Genomic DNA, 17,084 nt, shown 5'->3' with positions numbered 1-17,084 from the left:
ATGGGAACCCTTAATTTACCTATTTGATCCGGTCGATGATTTTTGCGGCTGCGCCGATGAAGGGCAGGAACCAGGGCGGGCCGAAGTGGCCCGGGACGGGCGGGTTCTTCAGGTCTTCCCAAACATTGGCACTCTTGTCGCCGGCCATGTAGTGGGCCATCCTCTTGCCCATGTGCGCCGCCATCTGGACACCGTGGCCGCTGTAGCACAGGGAGTAGAAGAGTCCGTCGTGGACGCCGGCGTGCACCATCTGGTCCATCGACAGGTCCACCAGTCCGCCCCAGATGTAGTCGACCTTGGCGTTGGAGAGGTAGGGGAAGAGTTCGAGCATGGCCTTGCGCAGGATCTCGGCGCTCTTGACGTCCGAGTCCGGGCTGGACAGGGCGAACCGGGCCCGGCCGCCGAAGAGCAGCCTGTTGTCCGGGGTAATCCGGAAGTAGTAGGTCAGCATCTTGCTGTCCGAGGCCTGGCGCCTGTTCGGCAGGATCCGGTTGACCACGTCTTCGGGCAGCGGGTCGGTGACAATGATGAAGCTGCCCACCGGAATGACCCTGCGCTGCAGCCACGGGGTGATCTTGCCGGTGTAGCCGCTGGTGGCGACTAGGACCTGCTTGGCCCGGGTGATGCCGCGGGTGGTGTGCACGTCGTGCACGGTGCCGGAGACCTTTTTCAGCTCGGTCACTGCCGCGTTCTCGCAGATATCCGCTCCGGCGGCAGCAGCCGCCCCGGCCAGGCCATGCACGAACTTGCCCACATGCAGACCGGCCCCGAGCGGGTCAACCATCGCACCCTGGTAGAAGTCTGTGCCGATTTCGCTGTGGATCTCGGACTTCGGGATGACGGTGACATGGTGATCGGCCAGGGTGGCCAGCTTCTCCTGCGACTTCAGGAATCCCTCGTAGTGGGACTTGTGGAAGGCCAGCGAAAGCTTTCCAAAGCGGTTGTAATCGCAGTCGATGCCATTGTCATGCACGAGCTTCTCGATGGTGTCGATGGCGTCGTTGTATTCGCGGAACATCTCCACTGCACGGGGTCCCCCGTACCGCTTGACCGCGGTGCTGAAGCTGATGGCCAACCCGGTAGTCGCCATTCCCCCATTGCGGCCGGACGCGCCCCACCCCACCGTGTGGCGTTCGAAAACGGCAACGCTCGCGCCTTGCTTGGCAAATTCCAGGGCCGCGGACAACCCCGTAAATCCGGCGCCGATGATTGCCACATCGACATTCTCAGGTACCGGAGTCTGCCGGTAATCGCCGGAAGGCTCGGCAGTGTCCAGCCAGTAAGGAATGAGTTTCACGGTTTGACCTTTCGCCTCGAAGCCGGTTTAGAGACCGAGGAGCTTGTTGAGCTCGTCCAGGGAGCTGACAGTGGTGTAGTCGTAGCCCTCGGTAATGGGGTCATAGCCACGGTCCAGCATCAGGAGGTTCCGGAAGCCCATGTCGTGCATCGGCATCATGTCGTACCGTGTGTGCGAGGAGACGTGCAGGAAGTCCTCCGGCTTGGCGTTCAGGGTGTCCAGCATGTACTCAAACGCCTGGTAGCGCGGCTTGTAGGCCTGGGCCTGCTCAGCGGTGTAGACGGCGTGGAAGTCTGCACCGAGCTTCGGAACGCTGATGTCCAGGAAGCTGTCGTCTGCGTTGGACAGAATCACCAGCTGGTAGTTATCGCCCATCGTCTTCAGCGGAGCCGGCACGTCCTCGTGGGCAACCCAGCCGCGGACAGCCTCAGCGAACTGTGCGCCGGCACCTTCGGTCGGCCCAATGCCCCACCGCTTGCACACGCGGTCAAAGGAATCCTGAAGGATCTGCTCGTAAGGCTTGTAGTCGCCGCAGACCTCGTCGAACCGGTACCCGCGGAACTGCTTCTTGAAGGCTGGCCACTGCTCTTCAGAGATGCGGCCATCAAGCAGGCGGCGAGTGGTGGGATCAATGTCGAAGTTGATGAGGGTGCCATAGCAATCGAAGGAGATGTACTTCGGCCGGAAGTTCGTTTCTGCCATGATTCGTCCGTTTCTTGAAGTTGTGTCGAAGGCCGGGATGCCGAGCCTCAGTGTGGTTCCAGGGCATGTACAGAGCGAGCTGGATTCTTCCCCGTGGCAGGGGACTCTGCTGCCCGATACATCGACTGTAGAACCGGAAATTGTAAATTGTCAACAGTTCGGGCCTCCCCTTCGGGAGCCGTTAACCCACCATTTTTCTTTTCGTCAATTGTTGACAATCTTGTTTGAAGGGGGTTGCATTGGCTTAGATGCGGAGCGAGATCCGGATCACACCCCGCATGAATCACAGCACGCAAGTGCCGGCCCCGGCCTCGAAGCACGGGGGTTGCCGACCGGGCGGTCCGGCAAAAATATGCACTCGTTTTGGCGGATCCAATTCAGCCGAAACCATTCGAAGGGAAGCACCATGAAGACCAGAAACAAAGTCCAGACCGCAGCTGCAGGCTTGGCAGTTCTATTGGCGTTGAGCGCTTGCGGCGGCACTGCCAACAGCGACCCGGCCGCGGGCGGCTCCAAGACATCGAATACGGCTGACATCTCGGAGGGCGTCCAGCCCGACGAGGCTGCAGTGAAGCTGCTCCCGCAGTCCTTCAAGGACAAGGGCGAACTCACCGTGGCTATGGACCTTCACTATCCGCCGACCACCTTCCTGGCCGATGACAACGTCACCCCGATTGGCCTGAACCCGGACATTGCCCGCCTCGTGGCGAAGAAGCTTGGACTGAAGCTGAAGTTCGAAAACACCGCGTTCGACACGATCATTCCCGGCATCGACGGCGGCCGGTACGACTTCACTGCCACCACCATGTCACCCACCGCCGAACGGCTGAAGGTCCTGGACATGGTCGACTATCTCAATACCGGCGTCTCGGTGGCCGTGGCGGCCGGCAATCCGCTGAAGATCAGCAATGACGATATGTGCGGTAAGAACATCGCGGTCACCAAGGGCTCCAACGCCCAGTTGAAGCATCTGCCGAACATCTCCGAGTGGACCTGCACCTCCAAGGGCAAGCCTGCCATCAACGGCGTCACCCTTCCCAACGTCCAGGAGGCCCTCACGCAGCTGGCCTCCAAGCGCATCGACGGCGTCTTCTATGACACTCCGGCGCTGGTCTGGGCAGACCAGCAGCAGCCGAACACCTTCACTGTCCTGACGCCGCAGGTGGATACCCGCTCGGACCACACCGTTGCCATTGGCCTGAAGAAGGGATCACCGCTGTCCCCGGCCCTGCAGGCAGCGACTCAGTCCGTCCTTGACAGCCCCGAATACAAGAAGTCCCTCGACAACTGGGGCCTGGACGGTCTGGCCATCACCGACGCCAAGCTCAACTAGCGGGGTTCTTCCATGCAGCCAGTGATTATCGAAAGAAGTGAAACCACAATGAGTGGGATGGATCCAGCCCTCAAACCAAGGCTGCGGCGTCGAAGTACCTTCGAATCCGTCGCCTGGGTGGTCTGCAGCCTCGCAGGCCTGGGCATACTCCTTTCCGTAGCAACCAACCCCAACTTCAAGTGGGGCGTGGTCGCCAAGTACTTCACCCATGAATCCATCCTCCGTGGCCTGATGCTCACGATCTTTTTGACACTCGCCAGCATGGCCCTCGGAACTCTTCTGGGCCTGGCGCTAGCGGTCATGAGGTCCTCGAACATCAAACCGGTCGCGGCCACGGCGGGCGTCTACATCACCCTGTTCCGTGGCACCCCGGTCCTGGTGCAGCTGATCTTCTGGTTCAACGTCGCCGCGCTGTACCCGAACCTGTCCATCGGAATCCCCTTCACGGACATCGGCACCGCGATCGACGTGAACGCCCTGATGGCACCCATCACGGCGGCCTTGGTCGGCCTGACCCTCAATCAGGCCGCCTACATGGCCGAGATCATCCGCGGCGGTTTCTCCGCCGTGGGCAAGGGCCAGATCGAGGCCGCCGACTCACTGGGAATGAGCGCGGGGATGAAGATGCGCAAGGTCATCATTCCCCAGGCCATGCCCTCGATCATTCCGGCGACCGGCAACCAGTTCATCGGCATGTTCAAGGAAACCTCCCTCGTCAGCGTGCTGGGCGTCGCGGAACTGCTCCAAAGCGCCCAGCTCATCTACGCCCGCACCTACGAGACCATCCCGCTGCTGATCGTCGCCAGCCTCTGGTACCTCGTGATGACCCTCCTGCTGAGCTACCCGCAATCCAAGCTCGAGCAAAAATACTCCCGCACCTCCTCCAGGCTTCCCCGGAAAGCGAAAAAGGTTGTGCTGACAGCACCGGAAGGTATTGCCCGATGAGCACCGACGGCACCATTCACGCCCGCGGAATCCGAAAGTCCTTCGGACCCAAGACAGTCCTGAAGGACATCGACCTGGACATCGCCAGCGGAGAAATCTGCTGCATCATCGGCCCCAGCGGCTCCGGAAAGTCCACCGTCCTGCGCTGCATCAACGGCTTGGAGACAGTCGACTCAGGAGTCCTGAAAGTCAACGGGGAGAACTTCGGCTACTACGAGACCGAGACCGCCTACCACGCCCTGGCCCCGAAGAAACTCGCTGAGCAGCGCACCAGGGTGGGCATGGTCTTCCAGCAGTTCAACCTCTTCCCCAACATGACAGCCCACGAAAACATAATGTCCGGCCCCGTGCTGGTCAAGGGCGCCGACAAGAAGGAAGCGGCCAAGCGGGCCCACGAACTGCTGGCCAGCGTCGGCCTGGCCGGTTTCGGCGACTACTACCCGGCCCAGCTCTCCGGCGGGCAGCAGCAGCGCGTGGCGATCGCCCGGTCCCTGGCCATGGACCCGGAGATCATGCTCTTCGATGAGCCTACCTCCGCCTTGGACCCCGAAAAGGTCGGCGAAGTCCTCATGGTCATGCAGGACCTGGCCAAGAAGGGCATGACCATGGTGGTGGTCACCCATGAAATGGGCTTCGCCCGCGAAGTGGCTGACTCCCTGATCTTCATGGACGACGGCTGCGTCGTCGAACGCGGCGACGCCCGGGAGGTCCTTCGCAACCCCAAGGAACCCCGCACCCAGGCGTTCCTGGAAAAGGTGATCTAAATGACGGATGGCAAGCTGGCCGTTATCGGCCTGGGCAGCATCGGAAGCATGGCGTTGTGGCAGGCCTCCCGCCTGTCCGACTCAGTGGTCGGGTTCGAGGCACAGTCCCCGGCCCATGCCCGAAGCGCCGTTGGCGGTGACACGCGCCTGTTCCGGATGCTGTATCGCGGAACACCCAGCTACTACCCCATCCTGCAACGTTCCCGCGGCCTCTGGGCCGAACTCGAGGCGGACTCGGGCCAGGACATCCTGACCCGCTGCGGCGGACTCTCGATCGGAACGGTTGACGGTCCCTATATTCCGCACCTGTTGGAAACGACCCGGCTGAACGGCGCTGACCACGAAATACTGAGCCGCAAAGCCATGGCGGAACGGTATCCGCAGCACAACCTCCGGCCCGACGACTGCGCCGTCTATGATCCGCATGCCGGCGCCCTGCGCACCGACCGTGCCGTGACGGCGGCAGTCGCAGCCGCCCAGGCCAATGGGGCAACAGTTCACACCAATACGCCGATTGACAGCATCCAGGAAACGGACGACGGCGTGGTGGTCACCTCGGGCGACAAGTCCTGGACCTTCGAGAACGTCATCGTCTCGTCCGGCGGCTGGTCCCAGCGGCTCATGCCCGACTACCTGAAGGCCGCAACCCAGACCAAACGGATCTTCCTGTCCTGGTTCGTGGCCAGGGACGCGGCGGAATTCTCACCGGAAAGGTTCCCCGTCTTCATCAGGATTTCCGGAGACCGCTCAATGTACGGGGCACCCACCGTCGACGGCGTCACCGTCAAAGCCACCCTCGATGGCCGCGGAGCACCAACGCCGCAGGCCGATTCAGTGCCCCGGGACCTCACGCCCGCGGAAATCGCGGAAACCACGGAGACCGTCACTGAGTTCTTCCCCGGCCTGTTCCCCACAATCGTCCGCTCGGATGCGTTCCCGGACCTCTACACAAAGGACGGGCACGCACTGCTCGGTCACCTTCGGGAAAACAGCAGGATCTATTGCGCCACCGGCTTCTCCGGCGCTGGCTTCAAAATGGCTTCGGGCTATGGCGAGATGGCAGCACATGAGGCCTTGGGCAAGCGCTCCTTTGAGGGCCTGGATTTCCTCAGGCCCCAACGGTACAAGACCAACTAACACCAGCGGTAACAAAGGGTGATTCACCTCGCATCGCCGATTGTTGACAATTTACAGTTCGTAAGAAAGTATGAAGCCATGGCATCTCTCAGTCCCATCCTTAAGCAGGCAACCCCGGTAGTCGTCGACCATGCGCTCGGAAGCTGGATTCACGCGACCGACGGCAAGAAGTACCTCGATTTCACGACAGGAATCGGCGTTACAAGTACGGGACACTGCCACCCCGACGTCGTTGCGGCCGCCCGCGAACAGGTGGGCAAGATTGTCCATGCCCAGTACACAACCGTGATGCACAAGCCCTTGCTTGAGCTCACCGAAAAACTGGGAGACTTCCTGCCCTCGGGGCTGGACAGCGTTTTTTACGCCACGTCCGGCTCCGAGGCAGTGGAGGCCTCCGTCCGTTTGGCCCGAATGGCCACGAGTCGGCCCAACATCATTTCCTTCCAGGGTGGATTCCATGGACGGACCGTGGGCGCAGCCTCGCTCACCACGGCCGGCACAAAGTTCCGCTCCGGTTTCTCCCCGCTCATGGGCGGGGTGCACATTGCGCCCTTCCCGCATGCCTACCGGTACGGCTGGGATGAGGAAACGGCAGTCGCCTTTGCCCTGAAGGAACTGGACCACCTCCTCCTCACCATCAGCAGCCCGGCAGACACGGCGGGATTCATCATTGAACCTGTCTTGGGCGATGGCGGTTACATCCCCACTCCCCCTGCCTTCCTTCAGGGTTTGAGGGAACGCGCTGACCGCCACGGAATCGTGCTGATCCTGGACGAAGTCCAGGCAGGCGTGGGACGCACCGGCAAGTTCTGGGGACATGACTGGGCAGGGATCACCCCCGACGTCGTCATCACCGCCAAAGGCCTGGCCAGCGGTTTCCCGATCTCGGCCATTGCCGCCTCAGCGGAGCTAATGGGCAAGGCATGGCCGGGCTCCCAGGGCGGCACCTACGGCGGCAACGCCGTCGCAGCCGCGGCCGGCGTCGCAACCCTGGGCGTCATTGAGCGCGAGAACCTGGTGGAGAATGCACTGCTTCGCGGCGACGAGCTGCGGACAGGGCTTGAAGGCCTCAAGACAGACTTTGCGGGAATCGGAAACGTGCGAGGCCGCGGCCTCATGCAGGGTGTCGAATTCACCACCGCGGACAACGACCCTGATGCCGCTACCGCGCTGGCCGTCCAGCAGGCCGCTGTCAAGGAAGAGCTTCTCCTTCTCACCTGCGGGCCGCACGGCAACGTCGTCCGCATCATCCCGGCGCTCAACGTCAGCAGCGATGAGATCCAGGCAGGGCTGACCAGGTTCACCCAGGCGCTGAAGACAGCCACCTCCTAATCTCTCCTACGATCCTTGAAAGCGTGACATGAGCTCCTCATTTGATCCAACCACTCTCCACACGGACCTGTTCATCGATGGCGCTTGGCAGAAGGCCGCCAGCGGCGCCACTTTCCCCGTTGAAAACCCGGCCACCCATGAGATCATCGCCCAGGTAGCCGACGGCGGCCCCGACGAAGCCCGCGCCGCCATTCAGGCCGCAGGTCGCGCCCAGGCGGGGTGGAGCAAGTCCACACCCCGCGAACGGGCCGACATTCTGCGGCGCGCCTTTGAGCTGGTTATTGCTAACACTGACCGTCTAGCGGCAATCATGACCGCCGAGATGGGCAAGCCCTTGGCCGAGGCAAAGGGCGAAGTGGCCTACGGCGCCGAAATGCTTCGCTGGTTCTCCGAAGAAGCCGTCCGCATTGGCGGAGACCACGCCACCTCCGTTGACGGCAACACCCGGATCATGATCACCAAGGAACCAGTAGGGCCCTGCGTGCTGGTCACCCCGTGGAACTTCCCGCTGGCCATGGGTGCCCGCAAGATCGCGCCCGCCGTCGCCGCGGGCTGCACGATGGTTTTCAAGCCTGCCGAGCTGACACCGCTGACGTCCCTGGCCCTGGTGCAGATCTTCAAGGAAGCAGGCCTTCCCGACGGCGTCCTGAACGTGGTCACGACCTCCAGTGCCTCCAGTGTCGTGGGGACCTGGACGAGCAGCGGCATTGCACGGAAGATCAGCTTCACCGGCTCCACCGAGGTGGGCAAGATCCTGCTGCGCCAGGCGGCCGACAACGTCATGCGCTCGTCGATGGAACTGGGTGGAAACGCCCCGTTCATCGTCCTGGCCGACGCGGACATCGAAAAAGCAGTTGACGGGGCTATGAAGGCCAAAATGCGGAACATGGGAGAGGCCTGCACCGCCGCGAACCGTTTCTTCGTGCACCGGTCAGTGGTGGAGGAATTCAGCGAGAAGTTCGCCAAGAGGATGTCCGAACTGCACGTAGGCAACGGCGCCGTGGAAGGAACCGAGGTCGGCCCCCTGATCGAGCAGAAGGGCCTGGACAAGGTTGAAAGCCTGGTAGCCGATGCGGTTTCCAAGGGCGCACGCATCCTGACCGGAGGACACCGCCCGGAGGGTCCGGGATACTTCTACACCCCCACCATCCTGACCGACGTGCCCCTGGACGCTGAACTGATGAGCACCGAAATCTTCGGTCCGGTCGCGGCCATCACCGCGTTCGACAGCGAGGACGAAGTGCTTCGCCTCGCCAACGACACAGAGTGGGGCCTCGTTGGCTACGTATTTACTGAGAACATGGACAAGGCCCTTCGCTTTTCCGCAGAACTGGAAGTAGGCATGGTCGGACTGAACACCGGCCTTGTCTCCAATCCTGCAGCACCGTTCGGAGGCGTGAAGCAGTCCGGGCTGGGACGCGAAGGCGGCAAGATCGGTATTGAAGAATTCCTCGAGACCAAGTACACCGCAATAGCGGTCTAGCGCAGTAAGCCGAAGAATGAAATGAAGGGGGATGCCAATGGCGGCACCAGAAGGACTATTTGTCCTGGAAGGAAGACCCACGGCGCAGCTGATCGCTGATCAGCTGCGGGAACAAATCGTCCAAGGGACTTTCCGCCCTGGACAGCAGATCAATGAATCTGCAGTGGCCGCGCAGTTGCGTACGTCCAGGGGCCCACTCAGGGAAGCACTGCAGCGCCTGTGCCAGGAGGGTCTGCTGATCAGCCACCGCAACCGTGGAGTCTTCGTCCTGGAGCTTTCGACTGCCGACATCAAGGAGATCTACGCCGTCCGCGAGGCGGTGGAACTGGCCGCGTCCAACACCTTGATGGACGCCGGGCAGGACCAGATCAACGACACCTGCCGGGTGCTCAAGGAAATCATAAGGGACATGGCGAAGCACGTTGCCGTATCCGACTGGCAGGCGATTGCACGGCTGGACATGCAATTCCACTCCACCTTCGTTGCAGGCACGGGCAATACCCGTCTGATCCGGATTTACGAGACACTCGCGGCCGAATCAAGAATGTGCATTCTCAGCCTGGAAGTTGCCTACCCCCGCCTGGATGTTCTGGTCCAGGAACACCAGAACCTTTTGGACCTGCTCGAAGCGGGCGACCGGAAGGGATTGCAGCAGGCCGTCAAGCGCCACCTGGAAAAGGCTGTTGAGGATCTCACCGTCGCGAGGCTAGACACCGAAATCACCGCCTAGGGCATTCCTCGAGCAGGGTCCACAGTAAAGAGGTGGCCAGGTCCCATGGACCTTGGCCACCTCTTCCCTTTTGCCCTTATGGGAAGCCCGCGACCTGTATAGACGAGACGAAAAGATACCCAAAAAAACTTCTGTAAATTGTCGATGATCTGCGATCCGGGTGGTTCCATTATTAGGTAAGAACGTTAGGGGCGGTCCGATCAGGAGTCGACTCCGGCACCACGCCCTCGCCCAGGGAAGCAGCGATGAAGACCAGAAGCAAAGTCCAGCGCGCAGTTGCAGGATTGATGATTCTGTTGGCACTCGGCGCGAGCGGCGCCGGCTGCAGCAGTGATCCGGCACGGGAGGGCTCGAACACGTCAAATACGGCTGACGTCTCCGAGGGCGTCCAGCCGGACGATGCCGCGGTCAAGCTCTTGCCGCAGTCCTACAAGGACAAGGGCGAACTCACGGTGGCCATGGACCTTCACTACCCGCCCACGACCTTCCTCGCCGATGACAACAGCACACCCATCGGCCTCAACCCAGACATGGCACGGCTGATTGCCAAGAAACTTGGACTGAAGCTGAAGTTCGAGAACACTGCGTTCGACACCATCATTCCCGGTCTTGACGGTGGCCGCTATGACTTCACCGCCACCACCATGTCCCCCAGCGCTGAGCGGCTGAAGGTGCTGGACATGATCGATTACTTCAATGGAGGGGTCTCTGTTGCCGTGAGCACAGGCAATCCCCTAAATATCAGCAACGATGATATGTGCGGCAGGAGCATTGCGGTCACGAAAGGCTCGAATGCTCAGCTGAAGCATCTACCGAACGTCTCTGAGTGGACCTGCACCTCCAAGGGCAAGCCCGCCATCAACGGCGTCACGCTTCCCAACATCCAGGAGGCACTCACGCAGCTGGCCTCCAAGCGCATCGACGGCGTCTTCTACGACACTGTTTCGCTCGTCTGGGCAGAAACGCAGCAGCCGAACACTTTCACGATTCTGACTCCGCAGGTGGACACGCGCTCGGATCACGTGGTTGCCATTGCCCTAAAGAAGGGCTCGCCGCTGACGCCGGCCCTGCAGAAGGCCGTCCAGTCCGTTCTCGACAGCGCCGAATACAAGAAGTCGCTCGCCAATTGGGGCCTCGAATCAGGCGCCATTACCGAAGCAAAGCTTAACTAGGGGACACTGTGCTGAATTCCAATGGCCACAGACGTGAAACCACCGTGAGCGGGGTAGACCCGGCACTCAAACCACGGCTGCGGCGGCGAAGTACCTTCGAATACTTCGCCTGGATCATATGTTGCCTGCTGGCCGTGGGCATTCTCTTTTCCGTATCGACCAATCCAAACTTCAAGTGGCATGTGGTCGCCCGGTACTTCACCCACGAAACCATCATCCGCGGCCTGATGCTCACCATCTTCCTCACGGTCGCCAGCATGGTCTTCGGAACGCTTCTGGGTCTGGTGCTGGCGATCATGCGGTCCTCCAGCATCAAACCGATCGCGGCCACGGCCGGCGTCTACATCACTCTGTTCCGTGGCACACCGGTCCTGGTGCAGCTCATCTTCTGGTTCAACATCGCTGCGCTGTACCCGAACCTGACCATCGGAATTCCGTTCACCGACATCAGCACCGCCGTCGATGTCAACGCCCTGATAGCGCCCATCACGGCGGCCCTGATCGGCCTGACCCTCAATGAAGCCGCCTACATGGCGGAGATCATCCGAGGAGGGTTCGCTGCCGTCGGCAAGGGCCAGATCGAGGCCGCCGACTCGCTGGGAATGAGCGGGGCGATGAAGATGCGCAAGGTCATCATTCCCCAGGCCATGCCCTCGATCATCCCGGCGACCGGAAACCAGGTCATCGGCATGTTCAAGGAAACCTCCCTCGTCAGCGTGCTGGGCGTCGCCGAACTGCTCCAAAGCGCCCAACTCATCTACGCCCGCACCTACGAGACCATCCCGCTGCTGATCGTCGCCAGCCTCTGGTACCTCGTGATGACCCTTCTCCTGAGCTACCCGCAAGCCCAGCTCGAGAAAAAATACTCCCGTGCAACTTCCCTGCTTCCCCGGAAGGCGAAAAAGGTTGTGCTGACAGCACCGGAAGGTATTGCCCGATGAACACCGACGGCACCATTCACGCCCGAGCCATCCGAAAATCTTTCGGCCCCAAATTAGTCTTGAAAGACGTCGATCTGGACATCGCCAGCGGTGAGGTCTGTTGCATCATTGGCCCCAGCGGCTCCGGCAAATCAACGCTCCTCCGCTGCATCAACGGCCTGGAGACCGTCGATACCGGAGTCCTGAAAGTCAACGGTGAAGACTTGGGGTACTACGAAACTGAAACCGCCTACCATCGCCTCAACAAGAAGAAAATCGCCGAACAACGCACCAGAATCGGCATGGTCTTCCAGCAATTCAACCTCTTCCCCAACATGACTGCCCAGGAAAACGTCATGGCCGGCCCCGTGCTGGTCAAAGGGGCCGAAAAGGGGGCAGCAGCCAGGCAGGCTCACGAGCTGTTGGCCAGCGTCGGCCTCAGCGGTTTCGGCGACTACTATCCAGCGCAGCTTTCGGGAGGACAACAGCAGCGGGTAGCGGTGGCGCGGTCCTTGGCGATGGACCCCGAGATCATGCTCTTCGATGAACCCACGTCCGCCCTGGACCCCGAAAAGGTCGGTGAAGTCCTCGCCGTAATGAAGGACCTGGCCAGCAAAGGGATGACCATGGTCGTGGTAACCCACGAAATGGGGTTCGCCCGCGAAGTCGCAGACTCCCTGATCTTCATGGACGAAGGCTGCATCGTCGAACGCGGCGACGCCAGGGAAATCCTCCGCAATCCCAAGGAGCGCCGGACCCAGTCCTTCCTGGAAAAGGTGCTCTAACAATGAACGGAAAAGAGCCAAGTGAATCGCATAAGGCCTCGGGCCGGATAGGGTCTCCAGGGCTGCACGCGTCCTGCGCTATCTAGTAGATGTAATATGCCGAAGAGTGAGATGAGGAATGACATGGCGGCAACCGAAGGACTATTTGTCCTGGAAGGAAGGCCCACGGCCCAGTTGATTGCCGATCAACTGCGGGAACAAATCGTGCAGGGGATCTTCCGTCCGGGAGAGCAGATCAATGAATCTGCCATGGCCAGCCGACTGCACACGTCCAGGGGACCGCTCCGGGAAGCACTGCAGCGACTGTGCCAGGAAGGGATCCTGGTCAACCACCGCAACCGCGGAGTGTTCGTCCTGGACCTTACAACCGAGGACATCAAGGAGATCTACGCCGTCCGGGAGGCCGTGGAAATAGCCGCAGCAAGTACACTGCTGGATGGCCGGAAGGAACAGATCACAGACACCTGCGACGTGCTGCAGGGAATCATCAAGGATATGGCGAAGCAGGTTGCCGTTTCCGACTGGCAGGCGATCGCACGGCTGGACATGCAGTTCCACACCTCCTTCGTCGCAGGCACAGGAAATTCCCGCCTGATCCGGATCTACGAGACACTGGCCGCCGAATCCCGAATGTGTATTCTCCGTCTGGAAGTCTCCTATCCTCGCGTGGATGTTCTCGTGCAGGAGCACCAGAACATCCTGGATCTCCTGGAAGCACGAGACAGAAGGGGACTTCAGAACGCCATCAAACGGCACATGCAAAAGGCCGTGGAGGATCTCACCGCCAGCAGATAGCTGACATGCAGGCGCAGCACTTGGCAACAGCTTCTGGACAAGAGCTCCCGGACAGCTGCTGCTGCCCGGGAGCTCTTGCGGTTTGAGGATTACTCGGTCGTGGCCGGAAGGTCCTTAACAACCCACATCTTGCGCAGCGTCTCGTGGATAGTCCAGCTGCCCTCCCAGCCGGCAGGAGTAACGAACAAGGAACCCGGGCCGATATCGAAGCTGGTGCCATCCGGCTCCGTGATGGTGGCGGTCCCGCTCAGAATCTGGCAGATCTCGTCGTAGCCGGGCCGGGTGCTCTTGAACGTTCCCGGGGTTACCTCCCAAATGCCCGTCCTGAAGTCGTCCCTGGCCCAAAGACGCAGGGACACCTCAGTCTGTCCTTCGGTAATTGAGGTTTCCTTGGACTTGTGCTCCCCCGGGTTTGCTGTTGTCGCGTCGCTCATGACGGTCGCCTTGACCATAGTTGCTCCTTCTTGGGCTGCGCCCTGTACGTAGATGCCTGACCTCTTTGGAAGGCATGGTTTTCATCCTAGCAATTGTCAACAATCGACGATAGACTCGGGGTGGAAGATTTTCCACCGGTGGCCGCCCCGGACAACGTACCGTCCTTCCGGAGCCAAGGATGGCGAGGCCAGAGGCCCCGGCCACCGAGGCAATTCACAGAAAGGCACACAAAAATGCGACAGAGCCGTCGTGTATCCATGTGGACGTCCCTTCAGCGCGGAGACGTCATCACTCTTTGCCGGCAGGGCGTCGAATGCTACAAGGGTTCCATCGATGAGCGGACTGAGGATGGTCGAACGATTTGGGTGGCAGACCAGATCGGAGACCGTCGCCTCTTCCATGTCGAGGATGACTACGACCTACTGATTTCCGGCAATGTCTACTCCTACTAGGCAGACTATGGGAATACGTCGGCACGAAAGCCTCTGCGGAAAGTCGGGCCTGGTGCAATGCTCAGCCTGATCTTGCTCATCACAGCGGGGCTCCTAACCAGCTCAAGCGCAGTCTCGCATCTACCGTGGTCAGCAAGACGTGAATGCCGCGGGAGGAAGTGCGAAGGCAACGTTCCATTGCAGATCTCCGCCGGAGTCCTTGCCCTGGGTGCCGTCCTCCTGGCTGTTAATGTTCAACTGGGCGCGTTCCAGTGACTGAGGCTATGTCCAGTATGGCCACGGACCCCAGCCGCAACAGCCCGAAGTCGTTGCCGGCCGTAGCTCCCCCACACCTCGGTCCGGAGATGGTATTCCACGACCCTCTCTCTACCTCGGCGTCCGACCAGCAATCCAGTCCTTCGCGCGTACGTGTCGTGTCTGCTCATGGCTCGCCCGAACCGAAACGCCGAATGAACAAAAGGCCGGCGTCGCGAGCCGATCGACTAGAAGCCGTTTCACGGCAACTAAACCTCCTCGCACGGCACCAAGGAAAGCTGTAAGGTCAGCGGGCAGCGCCAAGGTGCCGTGAATCCAAGCACACGTGGCTGGGTTAGCCGGCGTTCCTCCTGATCCGTGCCCAAGGAGCCGGACCCAGAGGCTGCATTCGCTCGACGTCCGAGGCTTGGTTTGCTTGGAAGCTGTCCGCCCATGTCGGAGCGCCGGCAACTTTAGCCAGCTTTCCTGTACTTAGCGTTGTGATCACTGGCTGCTCGTGCAGGCGTTGCGTTTTGTGCAGAACGTCCCTTGGTAGGCGACGCCGAGTGCATTCCCGGCCAGGAAGATGATCCATGTCAGAGCGCCCACGTAGTTCAATGAGCAGTTCTGGCTGCCCGTCTGCGCACCCTCATGGAGGATCGCAGCCTGAAGCTGCCGAAGGCGTACGCACCGCAGGGCTGATCGTTCCCTCATTGGACAGCACGACGGCGGAGCCCGCCCGGGCGGCCGTCCCGCCGTCGTCTCTCCTTGGCAGGTGGCCCGGCAAACAGATGGCCCTGCCGGACGGGAAGTCCGGCGGGGCCGTCTGGTTTTCGAGTCAGGCCACCTGCTCGCGCGGCCGTACCCTGATGCTGCTACTTCGCGGTGATGGTCCAGGAGCCCTCGGACTTCACCTGGACGAAGCCGGGCGTCAGCTGGACGGTGCCGCTGTAGGCGCCCTCCCCGTCAACGGGCAGTTCCGGGATCTCGGTTCCAAAGCCCTCCACCAGAAACTGCCCCGCGCCCTTGTTGGTGACGGCAGCCTGGTCGCTGGGCGCATCCCAGTAGATGACCATGTCGCCATGCCCGCTTGCCTTGCCCGCGGCCGTGGGCACGGCGTCCAGATCCTCCACCTTCAGGGTCCAGGCCGCGTCAGCGTGGACGGTGAACTCGGACGTGGGTGAACCGGTGCTGGTGTCCACGAGGTGCGAGCCCGTGTAGCCTCCGATGGTGTTCACCAGCATGATCTCGGCCCCGTTGGTCCCCAGCACCGTGTTGCCGGAGCACGCCTTGCAGGTGAAGGTCACCAGCGCGGGCATTCCCTTCAGGTCCACGGTCTTGATGTCGTCTCCGGTACCGGTCAGGGTCTTTGCCACGAGGTGCGGCCGGTCCGCCGTTGCTTCCGCGGACGCCGAGGGCGCCTCGGAGGAATCGGCAGCAGCGGCCGCTTCATCCGTAACCGGTGCAGCCGAGATGATCGGCGAGGTAGCAGCGCTCTGGATGGCCAGGGCCGCCACGGCCCCGCTGACCGCTCCGATGACCATGCCGCCCACCAACAGGACGGCTGAGACAACAATTGCAAGAACTTTGTGCTGCCGATGCCCCGCCAGCGGCTGCCGGTTCTTGTCAGTCTGCTTGCCGGCCAGCGTGACGATCAGGTCCACGAGCGACCAGACGCCCAGGCCGCCCGCGGTGAGCAGCTTGGCGATGCCGGTGCCGATCTTTCCCAGGTAAAAGCGGTCCACGCCCAGCCCGCCCAGGAACAGCGACAGCAGCCAGGTGGTGAGGAAGGACTTCTGCGGGACAGCGGGGAACTGCTGCGGTGCCCCGAACTGGCCAAGATACTGCCCGTCGCCATACTGCTGCCCGGCGGGAAACTGAGGCACACCGTAGGTGGTGTAGTCGGAGGCAGGCGGTGGCGGCGGGGTTGGGCCGGGCTGGCTCATGGTTGTCCTTTCGGGCTGGCGACGGCAGGGGTCACCGATTGTGCGCGGAGTAGTGGTGGTGCGGGAGGTTGCCGCCATGCCAACGGAGCCGTAATGCTCAGCAGGCAGTTGGTTCGGCGGAAGGGGCTGGGACGGCAGGTTCAGCAGGCAGGAGCAGGCCGGATCCTCCGGAGCGTGACGGGCCGTGGCCCGGTGCGGCAAGCACCTTTCAGATGCCCCGCAGGTCACTGAAAGCTCGCCGGATTCCGTAGGCTTTTATGGCATGCACATGCGCTGATATCCCCCAATTTGAAGTGCGGCGTCCCCGCCCCCAGAAGGGATGATACCTGCCTTCACGGACTCCGAGCGTCACCGCCGCGTGGCGTTCCGGAACACGCCGTATGGCGGCCTGTGAAGCTCCCGGCATTAGGCGAAAACGACGACGGGCGGGTATCCCGCCGTCGTCGTCCAAATGCCCCGCGCCGCCCTGCCGGGGCAGGGCCGCACTCCCCCACTGCCTCGGGTTCTGCCAGTGGCGCGCCCCACCCAACTAACACGAAAGTAGAAGTCGGTTAGGCCGCCGGGGACGGAGTGAGGGTGACGGTGAAGCCAAGGCTGTTGAGTTTGCTGATGGCGTTGTTTC

16 protein-coding genes are annotated in these 17,084 nt (G+C 61.5%); 12 read left to right on the top strand and 4 right to left on the bottom strand.

Features of this window, described 5'->3' with window-relative positions; all coding sequences use genetic code 11:
- Positions 1 to 19: 19 nt before the first annotated feature.
- Both ASG92_RS25555 and ASG92_RS25550 read right to left on the bottom strand, forming a co-directional pair.
- A complete protein-coding gene (locus ASG92_RS25555) occupies positions 20 to 1,297 on the bottom strand; it encodes an FAD-binding oxidoreductase (protein WP_056635451.1) in 1,278 nt (425 codons plus the stop codon).
- Between the two features lie 27 nt (positions 1,298 to 1,324).
- Positions 1,325 to 1,999 carry a haloacid dehalogenase type II gene (locus ASG92_RS25550; RefSeq protein WP_056635449.1) on the bottom strand — a complete coding sequence of 225 codons (675 nt, stop codon included), beginning with the start codon at positions 1,997 to 1,999 and terminating at the stop codon, positions 1,325 to 1,327.
- Positions 2,000 to 2,405: 406 nt separating this feature from the next.
- Between ASG92_RS25550 and ASG92_RS25545 the strand changes: the two genes are divergently transcribed.
- The 11 genes from ASG92_RS25545 (at position 2,406) to ASG92_RS25495 (ending at position 13,395) form a co-directional block, all read left to right on the top strand.
- Positions 2,406 to 3,332, top strand: coding sequence for an ABC transporter substrate-binding protein (locus tag ASG92_RS25545; protein ID WP_056635445.1), 927 nt, complete (start codon positions 2,406 to 2,408; stop codon positions 3,330 to 3,332).
- Positions 3,333 to 3,389: 57 nt separating this feature from the next.
- Positions 3,390 to 4,277, top strand: coding sequence for an amino acid ABC transporter permease (locus tag ASG92_RS25540; protein WP_240987308.1), 888 nt, complete (start codon positions 3,390 to 3,392; stop codon positions 4,275 to 4,277).
- A complete protein-coding gene (locus ASG92_RS25535; RefSeq protein ID WP_056635439.1) occupies positions 4,274 to 5,041 on the top strand; it encodes an amino acid ABC transporter ATP-binding protein in 768 nt (255 codons plus the stop codon). The genes ASG92_RS25540 and ASG92_RS25535 overlap by 4 nt, the downstream gene beginning before the upstream one ends.
- A complete protein-coding gene (solA, locus tag ASG92_RS25530) occupies positions 5,042 to 6,178 on the top strand; it encodes an N-methyl-L-tryptophan oxidase (RefSeq protein WP_056635435.1) in 1,137 nt (378 codons plus the stop codon).
- Positions 6,179 to 6,256: 78 nt separating this feature from the next.
- Positions 6,257 to 7,510 (top strand): aspartate aminotransferase family protein, encoded by a 1,254-nt coding sequence (locus ASG92_RS25525; protein WP_056635431.1) that lies wholly within the window; start codon positions 6,257 to 6,259, stop codon positions 7,508 to 7,510.
- A gap of 28 nt (positions 7,511 to 7,538) precedes the next feature.
- Entirely contained in the window at positions 7,539 to 8,993 is a 1,455-nt protein-coding gene (locus tag ASG92_RS25520; RefSeq protein ID WP_056635428.1) for an NAD-dependent succinate-semialdehyde dehydrogenase, read from the top strand.
- 37 nt (positions 8,994 to 9,030) lie between these two features.
- Positions 9,031 to 9,723, top strand: a complete 693-nt coding sequence (locus ASG92_RS25515; protein ID WP_056635425.1) for a GntR family transcriptional regulator — start codon at positions 9,031 to 9,033, stop codon at positions 9,721 to 9,723.
- 245 nt (positions 9,724 to 9,968) lie between these two features.
- Positions 9,969 to 10,895, top strand: coding sequence for an ABC transporter substrate-binding protein (locus tag ASG92_RS25510; RefSeq protein ID WP_056635422.1), 927 nt, complete (start codon positions 9,969 to 9,971; stop codon positions 10,893 to 10,895).
- Between the two features lie 44 nt (positions 10,896 to 10,939).
- Positions 10,940 to 11,836 (top strand): amino acid ABC transporter permease, encoded by an 897-nt coding sequence (locus ASG92_RS25505; RefSeq protein WP_056635418.1) that lies wholly within the window; start codon positions 10,940 to 10,942, stop codon positions 11,834 to 11,836.
- A complete protein-coding gene (locus ASG92_RS25500; protein ID WP_056635415.1) occupies positions 11,833 to 12,600 on the top strand; it encodes an amino acid ABC transporter ATP-binding protein in 768 nt (255 codons plus the stop codon). Before ASG92_RS25505 ends, ASG92_RS25500 begins: the two co-directional genes overlap by 4 nt.
- A gap of 123 nt (positions 12,601 to 12,723) precedes the next feature.
- Positions 12,724 to 13,395, top strand: coding sequence for a GntR family transcriptional regulator (locus ASG92_RS25495; RefSeq protein ID WP_056635412.1), 672 nt, complete (start codon positions 12,724 to 12,726; stop codon positions 13,393 to 13,395).
- Positions 13,396 to 13,484: 89 nt separating this feature from the next.
- On the opposite strand, the gene ASG92_RS25490 is transcribed toward ASG92_RS25495, so the two are convergent.
- Positions 13,485 to 13,847 carry a cupin domain-containing protein gene (locus tag ASG92_RS25490; protein WP_056635409.1) on the bottom strand — a complete coding sequence of 121 codons (363 nt, stop codon included), beginning with the start codon at positions 13,845 to 13,847 and terminating at the stop codon, positions 13,485 to 13,487.
- A 216-nt stretch (positions 13,848 to 14,063) separates the two neighbouring features.
- Between ASG92_RS25490 and ASG92_RS25485 the strand changes: the two genes are divergently transcribed.
- Positions 14,064 to 14,282, top strand: coding sequence for a hypothetical protein (locus tag ASG92_RS25485; protein WP_157372489.1), 219 nt, complete (start codon positions 14,064 to 14,066; stop codon positions 14,280 to 14,282).
- A 1,109-nt stretch (positions 14,283 to 15,391) separates the two neighbouring features.
- Here ASG92_RS25485 and ASG92_RS27925 read toward each other — a convergent pair.
- Entirely contained in the window at positions 15,392 to 16,462 is a 1,071-nt protein-coding gene (locus ASG92_RS27925; RefSeq protein WP_082579743.1) for a TM2 domain-containing protein, read from the bottom strand.
- Between the last annotated feature and the right edge of the window lie 622 nt (positions 16,463 to 17,084).

This window comes from Arthrobacter sp. Soil736, from assembly GCF_001428005.1.
Taxonomy (GTDB): Bacteria; Actinomycetota; Actinomycetes; order Actinomycetales; family Micrococcaceae; genus Arthrobacter.
This window is presented reverse-complemented; position numbering and strand designations above follow the sequence as displayed.

What these genes read in the sequence shown, in the direction of transcription:
- ASG92_RS25550 (WP_056635449.1), bottom strand. Translation starts at nt 1,999, where the DNA reads ATGGCAGAAACGAACTTCCGGCCGAAGTACATCTCCTTCGATTGCTAT.
- ASG92_RS25545 (WP_056635445.1), top strand. Translation starts at nt 2,406, where the DNA reads ATGAAGACCAGAAACAAAGTCCAGACCGCAGCTGCAGGCTTGGCAGTT.
- ASG92_RS25540 (WP_240987308.1), top strand. Translation starts at nt 3,390, where the DNA reads ATGGATCCAGCCCTCAAACCAAGGCTGCGGCGTCGAAGTACCTTCGAA.
- ASG92_RS25535 (WP_056635439.1), top strand. Translation starts at nt 4,274, where the DNA reads ATGAGCACCGACGGCACCATTCACGCCCGCGGAATCCGAAAGTCCTTC.
- solA (WP_056635435.1), top strand. Translation starts at nt 5,042, where the DNA reads ATGACGGATGGCAAGCTGGCCGTTATCGGCCTGGGCAGCATCGGAAGC.
- ASG92_RS25525 (WP_056635431.1), top strand. Translation starts at nt 6,257, where the DNA reads ATGGCATCTCTCAGTCCCATCCTTAAGCAGGCAACCCCGGTAGTCGTC.
- ASG92_RS25520 (WP_056635428.1), top strand. Translation starts at nt 7,539, where the DNA reads ATGAGCTCCTCATTTGATCCAACCACTCTCCACACGGACCTGTTCATC.
- ASG92_RS25515 (WP_056635425.1), top strand. Translation starts at nt 9,031, where the DNA reads ATGGCGGCACCAGAAGGACTATTTGTCCTGGAAGGAAGACCCACGGCG.
- ASG92_RS25510 (WP_056635422.1), top strand. Translation starts at nt 9,969, where the DNA reads ATGAAGACCAGAAGCAAAGTCCAGCGCGCAGTTGCAGGATTGATGATT.
- ASG92_RS25500 (WP_056635415.1), top strand. Translation starts at nt 11,833, where the DNA reads ATGAACACCGACGGCACCATTCACGCCCGAGCCATCCGAAAATCTTTC.
- ASG92_RS25495 (WP_056635412.1), top strand. Translation starts at nt 12,724, where the DNA reads ATGGCGGCAACCGAAGGACTATTTGTCCTGGAAGGAAGGCCCACGGCC.
- ASG92_RS25490 (WP_056635409.1), bottom strand. Translation starts at nt 13,847, where the DNA reads ATGGTCAAGGCGACCGTCATGAGCGACGCGACAACAGCAAACCCGGGG.
- ASG92_RS25485 (WP_157372489.1), top strand. Translation starts at nt 14,064, where the DNA reads ATGCGACAGAGCCGTCGTGTATCCATGTGGACGTCCCTTCAGCGCGGA.
- ASG92_RS27925 (WP_082579743.1), bottom strand. Translation starts at nt 16,462, where the DNA reads ATGAGCCAGCCCGGCCCAACCCCGCCGCCACCGCCTGCCTCCGACTAC.